Source organism: Bdellovibrio sp. HCB274 (genome assembly GCF_047306075.1).
GTDB lineage: Bacteria > Bdellovibrionota > Bdellovibrionia > Bdellovibrionales > Bdellovibrionaceae > Bdellovibrio.
The window spans coordinates 1,176,914-1,188,679 of the sequence record NZ_CP178623.1; the positions used below are offsets into that span (position 1 = coordinate 1,176,914).

The following is an 11,766-nucleotide window of genomic DNA, read 5'->3' on the forward strand; positions in this document are numbered from 1 at the left end:
TATCGGTAATTGTTAAAATCGGTTTAACTAAGAAAGCCCCGCTGCAAAGTGGGGCTTTTTTTTATGGGTTGGTGTTAAGCGCCCCTCGCACCGTAGGGTAGGGACTTAGATCTCCCGTAAGCCTTTTCTTTAATGCCTCTTCAAGCTTAGGCATAATGTCTTTAAACTCTCTTCTCATCGCCAGATGTACTGGTGTTTCGACGAAGGGTTCCTCCATCATCTCGACTTTGCCTTTGGCTTCAGGGTTGGCTTTGATTGTGGAAAGCCCTACCTCGCGCACTGAAATACAGTAGTGCACTTTTTTTTCCAAAAGTAATTGCATACAGTGGAATGGATTTGTCGCCTGTACAAAGTTCAAGTGGCGTCGTGCGGCCTCTTTCAAAATTCGCGCATTGTTTAACGAGATCGTCCCTTTGTATTTTTTAAGTGTCTTGGTGGTGACAGGGGCTGATTTCAGGTAAAAAACCATGGCAAAAGTTTTTGCCACAGGAAAAGAGGTGATCACAACTTTTTCAACCTCACGCGTGTCACTTAAATCATCATAAGCGACCGCATCGACTTTTCCAGAAAGCAAAATCTCGCGCGGGCTTTGAGCCGTGCGCAGAACAATATTAACTTTATAACCGATGTCGCTGTAAGCGCTGATAATCAGATCGTGGTACTCCACCAGGGCCTGATTGCGGTTGTATTTGTAAGGTACACCCAGGTTGATCGACTTCGCCGTGGCTTCGCTCGCAAATGCAGATATAAAAAAGAGATGCAGAATCCAGAGCAAAATAACTTCAACCTCGGTTAAGAAATCAGAAGCCAGAGGTTACAAAAGTTATATGGAATGACAAGTTACATTCGTTTCCTAACAGATTCTTCATGTACCGAAGTAAAAGAGGACGGGCAGCTCGGCTCAATGAGACTGCCCGTATTGGGAAGGGTGGTTAGAGAGTGACAGGGAAGGACAAGCTTACGATATAGCTCTTATTTCGTCCTTCAATGCCATCTAGGTTCCCAGACAGGGGACCGGCGTTTTCAATCGTTGTTGAGTCATAAGTGGCATCCTGATATTCAAGGTTGATGCTGACGCTTTTGACATAAATGCCGGCGCCAACACGGTAACCTTTAAGATCGTTGAATTTCACATCGACTCCACCGATCTCCTCTGGATTCAAAGATCCAGTCAGGATGTAAGTACCCCACACACGGATGCCATAAAGAGGGGTTTGAACTCCCAATGTCAGACCCGCATCGTAAGAATCCGATGCGGCATCACCATTAAGGGCCGAGGAATCATAGTTAGGTTTTGCAAAGCGACCGTCTGCTCCCAGGAACAATGACTCCCACACATGCACACCAAAACGAAGTCCCAACCCGAAACCTTTTAAATCCTCTTTCGAGTCATTCAAAGGTGCCGGATAAGAAACGTTTACGTCTCCGGTTTGGTAGGTCAGCATGGGTTCGATGAACATGCCACCAGGCTTGATATCGCTGTCGCTGGAGCTGTTCGTGTTCGAATTCGTGTCAGTGTTGCTGTCTTGAGCATATACGGAAGGGGAACTCAAAAGTGCAACCGCTGCGATGATGATATATTTTTTGAAATTCATGATGTACTCCTGTTGAAGCGGTTAACAATTAGCTAGTTCGCCATGTCTTTAACTTCGTCACCGGCTTCAGAGGCACGGTTTTTTAGTTTTTTACCAGCGCACTCCATTTTACCGTTCACCATTTCACATGCAGATTCTTCCACACGGTTTTTGCCTTTTTTTACAGTCTTAGTTGTATCTTGTTTGATTTCTTTCGTGGTTTCTTTGATGTCATCAGCAAAGCTGTAAGAAGCTGCACCAAACATAAATCCAGCAAGTAAAATCGAAGTAGCCAGTTTCATAATTTCTCCTTTAGTAGAGTAGTAATAACTTCCGGGGGAATTGTTCCCGCCATATTTATAAGAATCTGGAATTGCAACGGCGGTGCCAGCCAGAGCTGCTTTTATATTTGAGTACAAATGTGAATATTAAAAATACTGTGGCAAAAATCCCCTTCGTGGGGAGAAGTGGGATGCATCCACTCGTGTTGATGATTTCTGGGACTTTTTTCTAGACACTCAGTCTTAGGTGCTGAAGAGTGTGTGCATGGATGATGATTTTAAAGTGTCAGTTGAAAGTCAGGTGCGATATCTCAATCGTCGTATCGTTGAGCTTGGTGCCGTGATTACGGGCGAGACCGTGGATTTCGAGCTCGCAAAAAAGATGGGCCACCAAATCAAGGGTAATGCTGAAAATTTCGAATTTGAAAATCTGATTGATATGGCAAAAGAGCTGGAGTTTTCTGCCATCGAAGCTGACAAGGTCGCTGTTCAATCAGCAGTGCAGTCGTTGCTGGACGCTTTGAATGTTCATTTAAAAAATCTTGCGCCTTAAAAAGAGAGACCGCCCCTCCATCATCTTCGGCGGAAGATAACAAAGGGGCGGCGGAGAAACCCGTGACCGCTGAAGGATCCGATCACGGAGTAAAACTACTAATGGTCGCGGTTGCGTTCAGCTTTATCGCGATTTTCGCGCAAGCTGTCTTTTGTGGACTCTGCATACTTGTCCATCAAAGAAGATACTTTTTCAGAGGCATCTTCCTTCGCCAATCCATAGCGTTGTTGAACGATACCAGCGATTGCAGTCGCATCACCTTTGGTTTTTTCGAACTCATCATCCGTGATGTTGCCCCAGGTTTTGCGAAGTTCGCCCTTAATTTCTTTCCATTTACCTTGAAGTACGTCTTTATTCATAACTACCTCCTATTCGTATTTTACTAGGATCACAGCTTTAGAAGCTTTGTTTCCCATCAATGCCTGACGTGGACCAATGTCGTTAGGTGCCGCGCCAATTTGTTCAAATGCGTTTTTAGTTTTGTTGTCTTCGGAGTTGACCATCTCGGCAAAGAATCCCGGACGTTTCGCCATGTTGTGGCTTTCGATATCAGCATCGGATTGCAGATCTTTTTTAAAGTAGTCTTTCACTGCAGCCAGACGATCATCGGCCAGTTTCTTATCACCGCTGGAAACTTTTTGACCTTCAGCCGGGTATTCACGGTCAGCCCAAGCTAAAACCTGGATCTCTTTCACATCACCGCGAGCGTTTGCTACTCCTGCCAATTGGCGAAGCTTTTGTTTCTCAGTGTCGTTAACAGTGTTTTTTCCTGCAGGGAAATCAATCACTGTATAATAAGTCGCGCCGACTTCAGCAGCGGCTTGAGAAACTTTGGATGGAGTTTCCACTTGAGCTTCCTTTGGTTCTTTAGAAGCGCAGCTCACTGCGATTGTTGCTGTTGCTGCGAGAGCTGTGATGATTAGTGATTTTCTTTGCAACATAATTGTTACTCCTTCTTTTTACTGGCCAGGGTCTTTTGCGCCCTGGGTAAAAAACCATTGTGCATTTACGATGCCGCAGGACCGATAGGCTCAGCTCAAAATTATCAAGGAAAGAATCTTAAAAAGATTACGAATGGGGCATAAAAGGACTTTTGGGTTGTAGCTAAATTCCTCACTCGTTTTAATAGGTGGCATCTAAATGGAGGACTGAGAAATTATGAACTCTCCAAAACACATACTTTTGATTGAAGACGATTTAGATTTAGCCGAACTTGCTGTGGCGTACTTTCGCCAAAAAGATATTCAGGTTCACCATTGTGAAGATCCGCTGGAAGCTTTGCAGAATTTGAAATCGCGAAAGATCGCGCCCGATGCCATTATCACTGATTTAAATTTACCTAAGATGTCAGGCTTGGATTTCATTCGCCAAATGCGCAATGAAGGACTGATGGTTCCTATTATCCTGGTTACAGTTTCTAATGATGTGGATACAGCAGTCACCGCCATCGAGGCGGGGGCATACGATTTCGTCGTTAAGCCCATCCACTTTCCGCAGTTGTTAATTTCAGCTCAGCGGGCGTTTAAATATAACTATTTAAATAGAGAAAATAAAAACCTGCGCGATGCGATTGATCAAAGCAAAGGTTTAAGTCCTCACGGCATCATCGGAAAAAGCGAAAGTATTCGTCTGATTATGGAACTTGCCAAGCGTGTTGCGAAAAGCTCCGCCACAGTTTCCATTACGGGCGAGTCGGGCACAGGGAAAGAAGTTTTTGCCAAAGCCATACATAATTGGTCAGGCCGCAGTGATAAGCCATTTGTGGCAATTAATTGCTCAGCTATTCCTGAGAACCTGCTGGAAAGCGAACTTTTTGGTCACGCGAAAGGTTCCTTTACCGGAGCTCACGATAAAAAGATCGGATTGTTCGAGGAAGCCAACGGCGGGACTTTGTTTTTGGATGAAATCGGCGACTTAAACCTGGCACTTCAAGCAAAACTTTTACGTGTGCTTCAGGAAAAAGAAATCAAACGCGTCGGTGAAAATCAATCCCGTCCTATTGATGTGCGCATTATCACTGCGACTCATAAGGATCTGCGGATGGAAGTTTATGAGAAGCGTTTCCGCGAGGACTTGTTTTTCCGCTTAAACGTTATTCCGATTTTGATTCCACCGCTGCGTGAACGCCGCGAAGACATTATGCCGCTTGCAGAATTCTTTCTTAAGAAGTTCTCGGAGCTAAATGGTTCCAAGATCATAGGCTTTACAAAGGCCGCTAAGGAATTCTTATTAACCCAACACTGGCGCGGCAACGTGCGCGAGCTTGAAAACACGGTCGAGCGCGCGGTGGTCTTAAGTTCCGAGGAAGAAATCGACGTATCTTCGTTCTTGATGTTTGATGAGCCAGCTTTGGCAACCACTGATAGTGAAATGGTGGATGATGCTCAAAACACTTTTGTCTTTAAGTATGGACAGCAAGGGGCGCCGCTTTTGGAAGTCGAACGCAAGTACATCCAATTCGTTTTTGAAAAGTGCGACCGGGTCAAAGATTTGACAGCGAGGACGCTAGGGATTGATCGCAAAACCTTGTACCGAAAACTCCAAGACGGGGAATCGTTACAGCACTAGCTTTAGCTTCATCTCGATATTGCATCTTTCATAATCGGGATGGGGACCTAAGTGAGTCGTTTCAAAGCCGTGCTTTTTATACAAAGTAATCGCTGGCGACAGAACTGTATTTGATAACAAAGTAATTTCCTGGGCCTGTTTTTCGCGGGCCCACGAGATTGCCGCCTCCATTAGTACGTCACCCAAACCCTGGCCGCGATACAACGGTGACACCGCCATTTTCGCAAGCTCATAGGATTTTTCGCCGTGGGGAACCATCGCGCAGGTCGCGACGGCTTTGCCTTGATCTAAGATAAAGAAAATCTCCCCGCCTATATCCAGGATACATTCTTGTGCCTGGTTTAATTGTTTCAGATCCATTTCTTCCACGCGGAAGTACTTCTTAATCCACTCGGTATTAAGCTCAACATAGGCTTCGTGATATTCGGGCGCATAAGTGGTGACCTGGAACTTTGACATGGATTCCTCCGCTGTTGACCCTGGGATGCTAACATGATTAATGTCGTTTTTTAAAATAGGAATTTTTTAGAACTAGTATCGTAAATGATACTAGTTATGAAACCAAGGATGCCTTGTGACTTTTAAGAAAAAGAAATTCAACTGTCCTGCGGAATTAACGGTGACCTTGCTTCAGGGGAAGTGGAAGGTTGTCATTCTGTACAACCTGCGCAAATCAGCGAAAAGATTTGGCGAGCTTCGCCGTTTAACACCGGGAATCACGCAGGTCACACTGACCCGGCAATTAAAGGAATTAGAAAGCAGCGGTATAGTCCGTCGTTCTGTCTTGGGCCGAGATAAATTGTCTGGAGTTGAGTACGAATTAACACCGGTCGGGCAGGAATTAAAACCAGTGCTGTATGCGATGATCCGCTGGGGCCTTACTAATCAAAAAGACTATGTATCAGGCCCCTTTGTGATGGTGGGACGTTAAACTTATTTTTTAAAGTTTAAGTTGTCACAGTAGTGACGCAGTTCCTGGATGCTTTCGCGGATATCATCCAAAGCGCGGTGGCTGTTGGTTTTTTGATAAACGTAGCGAAACTTGTTATTGATGATAACTTTCCAAGAAGACACGTCAACTTGGCGATAGTGCAGGCGTCCCGCAAGATCCGGCATGTACTTATTAATGAACAGACGATCTTGCATGATCGAGTTCCCCGCCATCACCGGGCGGTCCTTTGGCTCTGGCCAGTGTTTCTTAACCAGATCAACCAGCATCGCCTCCGCTTGGTCCTCGGGCATGCCGTTTGGAACTTTGGCAGTCAGGCCTGATTTCTTGTGATGCTCGGTGTTCCAGGCATCCATACTGTCCAGGAATTTTTGTGGTTGCTTGATCACGGTTTCAAAGACATCCAACTCTTTAAAGTTTAAGTCTGTGACGATGGCGGCAACTTCGATGATGCGTTCTTTTTCCACATCAAGACCAGTCATCTCCATATCAAGCCAAAATAGTTTTTCCATAAAAGCCTTCTTCCTGTTCTAGCAGATTATTTTGGCGTAGCAGTGCCGGTTTGCAAAGCTGTTTTGACGGTTTCAATCAGCTTTTTCTCGTTCCAAGGTTTATCGATCAGTGCAAACACTCCCAGCTTCTGTGCTTCCTGGATGATGTCCTTTTGACCGTAACCTGTATGCATGATGAACGGAGTATTGATGTTGTTTTCGCGCATCCACTTTAAAACTTCCAGACCTGATTTTTTGGGCATCTTTTCGTCAGACAAGATGGCGTCATAGTGATTGGATTTAAGCTTTTCGATGCCTTCGATTCCGTTTGCGGCCGTGTCGATTTGGCCTGCGGAATCTTCCAGGATCGCGGTCAGAACCTCGCGCAGATCCTCTTCGTCGTCGATGATAAGTAGTTTGCCGTTACGTGATGGGGATTGAATAATCATGGATCCATTATGGCAAAGCAGGGCGGGGGAGTCATCGCCCGCAGCCGCTAATTTGCGATTTTAAGCATGTGCTTAGGCAGAAAAACCCCGAGATATCCTATGTTTGCATAAATCTTAAGCAAAACCCAGAGGCTTTGCTGTCCACACTGCATTAGTTTGCGGGTTGGTTTGAAATATCATTAAAAATTTAAAAAATAATGTTGATCTGAGGTTCTAGTGTAGCTATAACAAGTCTTCCAAAACACCACTGGGGTGGTAGTTAAGTTGGTTATAACGTCCGCCTGTCACGCGGAAGGCCGCGGGTTCGAGTCCCGTCCACCCCGCCATTTTTTCTCTGAAATCATGGCCAAAATCACCGAAGCTGAGTCTTCGGTTTTTTTATGCCCAAAATCCATTTTTCTACTTCGAACTAAAATTATGCAAATACAGACAGGCCTGAGGAGGCGAGGACTATCTAGTTCAACAAAAAAAAGGGCTGCAACGTGCAACCCTTTTTTGTTTTTAGAAAAAGTTATTTTTTTATACAGACGTCCTGATCAACAACCTCTTTCGTGGAATAGTCCAAGGTCAACATTTCGAATCTCGAGATCTTTCTAAGATAGGGAGTTGTCGTGATAACAGCTTTGATAGACTCGAGTTCCAAATCATCTCTGTATTCGACAACCAATTTGCCTGAGTTGTAAGTCAGGTGAATGTCTTCTTCATTCTTCGGACCTATGGCTTTGATATCCATACCTTCTTTCAAAGGGTATGCACTTCCTGGAATAACCATCCAAACAAGAGCTACTTCGCTGCCTGCTTCAGGACTACTTTCTCCGAAGCCGGAAATCTCGATAAAGTCATCCTCATGACGAATAACATTAATATCACAAAATGCACTACCTGCCATCGCGTTTACAGAGCCGAATACCAATAAGAATCCAAGGACCAATTTCTGAGCTAGATTAAACATAGTTGTTCTCCTTTTGCTGAAAGAAATTGAACAACCCCGTGAACACCCGGTCAACGGATTAAGCAATTTTAGTGTTCCCTCGAATTCAGTATGAGAATTGGAACTTCAAAAGTGTAGGCAACCGGAGGACAGCGAGTGTCGCTGCAAAAAGGCAGAATCAGAAGTCGTTGGGAGTGTCCATATTGTTGGAAAATTGGTTCTAAACTCGTCCCATACGGCCCGCCATTTTTTCTCTGAAAACATGGTCAAAATCACCGACGCTGAGTCTTCGGTTTTTTTACGTCCAAATTATAAACTAATTTTTATTACTTCCGGCGCCGGTGTTGCTTTGCGTTTTGCAGGAGATTCTGTTGGGATAACCAATTTTGACCTAGCGGTATCATCCAGATGTTTTGCAATCGCCTCGTCGCTAAGATCGGGTTGAGTCGGGTGTCTAAGATAAATTTCAGAGCAGGCTAATTTTGCCTTTCGGCTCTGCGAACTTCATTCAAGGCTTCGTGAACGGCTTTATCCTCCGAGATAAGAGAGGAGCTACCGCCGCTGCCGCCAGTTAAACGCGGTCGAGGACCGTTGCTGGTAAAGCTGCCTAGGGCGTTGGAGGTTAAGGCCGGGGCCGCCATAAATTCACAGAAGCTGACTTGTCTGCCGGTAAAGTCCCGGATTTGAAAAGCGGGAGAGGTTAACTCGCGAAGAAGCTGTTGCTCATCCGAAGCATTTTGGGGCGCCACTGCTTCGCTTTGTCTGGCGATAAGAAGTTCCTGCGGATTGTTCAGCATTGTTTCAACAGTCATTGCGGGAGCTGTGTAGGAAATCCCGCGAACGATTTTAAAAATCTGGTGGAACCGAGAGGCGCAGGAGTTTGCGGTTAATGTGATGGAATTTAGGCCATTGTTGGCAGCTTCCACATTAAACGCCCTTAGGGCCGAGAAAGTCTGCGCGATAGGTCTCCACATGGAACTGATAAAGGCACTTTCCAAATTATTTAGATTTCCGACTGGCGAGTATTCGCGGCGCTCCAGCTCACGAAGGTAATCCCTTATAGTGAAGTTATACTTGGCATCCAATGCGATCGAGATTTCGTGAAGTAAAATACTTTTCAGGCGCTGTTGGCTAAGGTTTTCGTTCACGAAAATAAAAGTTCGGTTCTTGGCATCTGTCCAGCTGTCCAAATCACGGGGGCCATCGAATGAAATCAAATATACTTTTGGATCTAGCTTTGTACTAAGAGCATTGCTCTCGGTATTTCGAGGACAGGTTTGGCGAAGGGCTGCTGCTGTTGGTGTCGAGGCGCCCAAACTATGAGACAGGGATTCTTGATTCTGAAAGACCAGGCAAAATGTGCCATGAAGTTTGCCCATGAATACTTGGGACAAAGCCTTATCAATCTGTTTTTGAAACTTGGACGAAGTTTGAACCGGGATAGCTGTATTCTTCCAATCACTCGCGGCATATATGTTTGCCGAGTATCCACAGAATGCTAACAAAAAGGTAATTAGGATTTTCATTGGGATACTTCCTCGGTGGTATTCACGGGAATCAATAGCGAAAGCTTGGTTTTGCTTAATTTGAATACGGTCTTGATGTTGAACTGCATCTCAAACTCTTTATTCAGTCTGAGCAGGCTGACTCGCAAGCGGTCAAAGTGCTGCAGGTTCGGAGCTTCCTGATAAAGGGCTGTAATGGCTTCATCAAACGAGACTTCCTTGGAGCCGTTCTGAAAAAGTGGAAGTAATTGCCAAAACAGTTTGGACTTAAAGATCTTCTCGGTGCCTTTGATCTTGATAGTTTGTCGTTCAGGTTGAGCAAGAATTTCATCGGGAGTGTCGTTCAGATAAAGCGGGGATAAGAAAGATTCCTGTACAGATTTATGGGTAATACTTTGTACGTGAAGCTTGTAGCGTCCGAGTCGGCTGTCTTTTTGTGGTGATTGGGGAAACAAAAGCAAAGCTTGTCGCAGAATTCTAAGCATCGAGACAAGACTTAATGTTTTTTCCAAACGCAAAACGGAAATTTCAAAGTCATTCTGTTTCTTCAAAAAAGCGAGGGCCATGGCCGCTTGGATTTTCTCGTACTCGCCTTCAAGGTCGGACGTAACTTCCAGAGAGGCAATCTCTTCAGGTTGACCGGCTAAAACCGCGAGTTCCAGAATTTCACCTTTTAGGAAGGACTTATCTGCCGGGGAAAGACCATGGGAGATTGCAAGCTGATAACGCTCTTTCGCTTGTGCGAATCCCATCATCGTAAAGTCAGCCAACATCAAGGCATGTTCGCGCTCGATCTCAAAGTTCAAGCTGTGATTGCTTCCTGCGATGACACTGGCGTAAAGGGATTTGATTTGCGCTATATCTTTGGTTTCTGTCGCCAGACGAAGCTGTTGGATTTTCAACATTTGGGACTGCTTTGCGCTTAAGGATTCATCCCAAGTGATTTGAAGTAGCTTGATAGCTTCCAGGAACTGACCTTTTTCTTCCATTAGCTTTGCGACGAAAATAATATGATCGAAGTTGGCAAGTGATGCGACCTCATCAGACGACAACAATTGATATGCGGCCGTCAGGTCTTTGTTAAGTTCTTGGGGGAGGCCCAGTTGATACCAACACAATGCTCTATCGCAAAGGGCTTCGATATCTTGGGGAGAGGCTGCAAGCTGGGCATCCAATAGAACCAGGGCGTCTTTGTATCGACCCTCATAGAGTGCTTCTTTTGCGGTTTTTGGCAGTGGCATAGAAACACTCCTTCCTTCTTCAAGGGGGCACTTCAATTCCCGTGCTCAGGCATAGTCACTATAGGGGATATGGTTGGGAGAGGATAGGCTTCCTCTCCCAAACTGCGTTCCCTTGACTAAAATTTAGTCAGCTATTAATAGCAAACGACACGGCCTGAAATGCAATAGTCTGGAGCCTTGAATCCTTCATAAATGCGGGAGTCTACGACGTCCCAATCTAGAGAGCCCCGCTTTAGACAAGCGTTGCCGGCCTCATAGATGAAATTCACTTTAGCTGAATGCTCGTGGTCTTCGATTGGGGCTCTGGAATAGCTTGAGCAAGCACGGACAGAGACTACTTGATTGGCCATTGCGTGGGAGCCAAAAGTTAGCATCGCAAGCATGATAATTTTGTTCATGGTTTCTCCTTATGGTTTACATTTGTTTTTAAGGAAGATAGAGGATTTAAATACCTTCTGCAAACTGCACAAGAACATCATGAAAAGAGTACCTTTTCTATCCATGGCAGGAGCCTTTTTTTAGTTACAGACGGGATGCTTGCCGTTAGTAATCGCTTTCACTGAGTAAGCCGGACAAATACCTTTTGCGATTAACACATTTAATGCAACATTGGCGCCAAAGGAATTTGAACTTTCGGTCAGGGTGTCTGCCCATTGACCGGCTTTATAGCCAAAAACATATTTATATTGAAATTGAGAGCTATAACCGACTTCGCACATGATGTATTTCGTTTTAAAATCGCGAGAGGTAAACTGGGCGATGTCCGTCTCTGGAGATTCTTTGATTTTGTATTGTTCACAGACGACAGTGGACTTATCGATCGGCAATTTTACAGAGTGACGTGGGCAGATGCCTTTGGCGATCAAGGCATCCAGGGCTATGTTCGCAGCCTCAACCCCAAGGTATCCCAAGATATCTTCGCCATATCCTGGAAGTCTTGTTGATGAAACATTGGTGCCCAAGATTACGGGCGAATCACCCGAGATAGTCACTTCGCAGAATGAATACTTCTTGGTGAAAATTCCTGCATGGGATTGGGTCGCCAGAAGAAGAAGACCAACGGTCATGATAAGATATTTGTTCATAAGATTTCCTTTTGTATGAGTTGCTTTGGTGAAAGCGTTTTCTCATGCATAAAGGAATTTTATAAGTGTACAAAACAGAACAAATCGAATGATCAATCTATCGACAGGTAAGATTTACCTCCGGCGCCGGTGTTGCTTT

General features: G+C 45.0%; 16 protein-coding genes and 1 tRNA gene. 4 read left to right on the forward strand and 13 right to left on the reverse strand.

The genetic code is table 11. From position 1 onward, the window contains the following. Positions 1-61: 61 nt before the first annotated feature. From ACLWNV_RS05795 to ACLWNV_RS05805, 3 genes are all read right to left on the reverse strand, one after another. Positions 62-775 (reverse strand): substrate-binding periplasmic protein, encoded by a 714-nt coding sequence (locus ACLWNV_RS05795; RefSeq protein WP_413586976.1) that lies wholly within the window; start codon positions 773-775, stop codon positions 62-64. A gap of 157 nt (positions 776-932) precedes the next feature. After that, entirely contained in the window at positions 933-1,595 is a 663-nt protein-coding gene (locus ACLWNV_RS05800) for a hypothetical protein (RefSeq protein WP_413586977.1), read from the reverse strand. Between the two features lie 32 nt (positions 1,596-1,627). Next, positions 1,628-1,876 (reverse strand): hypothetical protein, encoded by a 249-nt coding sequence (locus tag ACLWNV_RS05805; protein WP_413586978.1) that lies wholly within the window; start codon positions 1,874-1,876, stop codon positions 1,628-1,630. Between the two features lie 244 nt (positions 1,877-2,120). Here ACLWNV_RS05805 and ACLWNV_RS05810 point away from each other — a divergent pair, with 244 nt between their 5' ends. Beyond that, on the forward strand, positions 2,121-2,408 hold the full coding sequence (locus ACLWNV_RS05810; protein ID WP_413586979.1) for an Hpt domain-containing protein: 288 nt from the start codon (positions 2,121-2,123) through the stop codon (positions 2,406-2,408). Positions 2,409-2,506: 98 nt separating this feature from the next. Here ACLWNV_RS05810 and ACLWNV_RS05815 read toward each other — a convergent pair whose 3' ends face one another. Together ACLWNV_RS05815 and ACLWNV_RS05820 are read right to left on the reverse strand one after the other, a co-directional pair. Continuing rightward, a complete protein-coding gene (locus ACLWNV_RS05815) occupies positions 2,507-2,767 on the reverse strand; it encodes a CsbD family protein (RefSeq protein WP_413586980.1) in 261 nt (86 codons plus the stop codon). A 9-nt stretch (positions 2,768-2,776) separates the two neighbouring features. Further along, the gene (locus ACLWNV_RS05820; RefSeq protein ID WP_413586981.1) at positions 2,777-3,349 is read right to left on the reverse strand and encodes a hypothetical protein; all 573 of its coding nucleotides are present in this window, start codon (positions 3,347-3,349) and stop codon (positions 2,777-2,779) included. Positions 3,350-3,566: 217 nt separating this feature from the next. On the opposite strand from ACLWNV_RS05820, the gene ACLWNV_RS05825 reads away from it, so the two are divergent. Next, entirely contained in the window at positions 3,567-4,976 is a 1,410-nt protein-coding gene (locus ACLWNV_RS05825; RefSeq protein WP_413586982.1) for a sigma-54-dependent transcriptional regulator, read from the forward strand. Here the strand turns inward: ACLWNV_RS05825 and ACLWNV_RS05830 are convergent. After that, positions 4,965-5,435: a GNAT family N-acetyltransferase gene (locus tag ACLWNV_RS05830; RefSeq protein ID WP_413586983.1), complete on the reverse strand. Its 471-nt coding sequence runs from the start codon at positions 5,433-5,435 to the stop codon at positions 4,965-4,967. The genes ACLWNV_RS05825 and ACLWNV_RS05830 overlap by 12 nt on opposite strands. A gap of 115 nt (positions 5,436-5,550) precedes the next feature. Here ACLWNV_RS05830 and ACLWNV_RS05835 point away from each other — a divergent pair, with 115 nt between their 5' ends. Continuing rightward, entirely contained in the window at positions 5,551-5,907 is a 357-nt protein-coding gene (locus tag ACLWNV_RS05835; protein ID WP_413586984.1) for a winged helix-turn-helix transcriptional regulator, read from the forward strand. Between the two features lie 2 nt (positions 5,908-5,909). On the opposite strand, the gene orn is transcribed toward ACLWNV_RS05835, so the two are convergent. Next, entirely contained in the window at positions 5,910-6,437 is a 528-nt protein-coding gene (gene orn, locus ACLWNV_RS05840) for an oligoribonuclease (RefSeq protein ID WP_413586985.1), read from the reverse strand. A gap of 26 nt (positions 6,438-6,463) precedes the next feature. Further along, on the reverse strand, positions 6,464-6,865 hold the full coding sequence (locus tag ACLWNV_RS05845; RefSeq protein WP_413586986.1) for a response regulator: 402 nt from the start codon (positions 6,863-6,865) through the stop codon (positions 6,464-6,466). Positions 6,866-7,114: 249 nt separating this feature from the next. On the opposite strand from ACLWNV_RS05845, the gene ACLWNV_RS05850 reads away from it, so the two are divergent. After that, a tRNA-Asp gene (locus tag ACLWNV_RS05850) sits at positions 7,115-7,191 on the forward strand. Between the two features lie 185 nt (positions 7,192-7,376). Here the strand turns inward: ACLWNV_RS05850 and ACLWNV_RS05855 are convergent. From ACLWNV_RS05855 to ACLWNV_RS05875, 5 genes are all read right to left on the reverse strand, one after another. Further along, positions 7,377-7,817 carry a hypothetical protein gene (locus ACLWNV_RS05855; protein ID WP_413586987.1) on the reverse strand — a complete coding sequence of 147 codons (441 nt, stop codon included), beginning with the start codon at positions 7,815-7,817 and terminating at the stop codon, positions 7,377-7,379. Between the two features lie 455 nt (positions 7,818-8,272). Beyond that, complete coding sequence (locus ACLWNV_RS05860) at positions 8,273-9,322, reverse strand: hypothetical protein (RefSeq protein ID WP_413586988.1); 1,050 nt, start codon at positions 9,320-9,322, stop codon at positions 8,273-8,275. Beyond that, positions 9,319-10,542, reverse strand: coding sequence for a tetratricopeptide repeat protein (locus ACLWNV_RS05865; protein WP_413586989.1), 1,224 nt, complete (start codon positions 10,540-10,542; stop codon positions 9,319-9,321). The genes ACLWNV_RS05860 and ACLWNV_RS05865 overlap by 4 nt, the downstream gene beginning before the upstream one ends. A gap of 134 nt (positions 10,543-10,676) precedes the next feature. Beyond that, positions 10,677-10,940: a hypothetical protein gene (locus ACLWNV_RS05870; protein ID WP_413586990.1), complete on the reverse strand. Its 264-nt coding sequence runs from the start codon at positions 10,938-10,940 to the stop codon at positions 10,677-10,679. A gap of 120 nt (positions 10,941-11,060) precedes the next feature. Beyond that, positions 11,061-11,627 (reverse strand): hypothetical protein, encoded by a 567-nt coding sequence (locus ACLWNV_RS05875; RefSeq protein WP_413586991.1) that lies wholly within the window; start codon positions 11,625-11,627, stop codon positions 11,061-11,063. Positions 11,628-11,766: the final 139 nt, after the last annotated feature.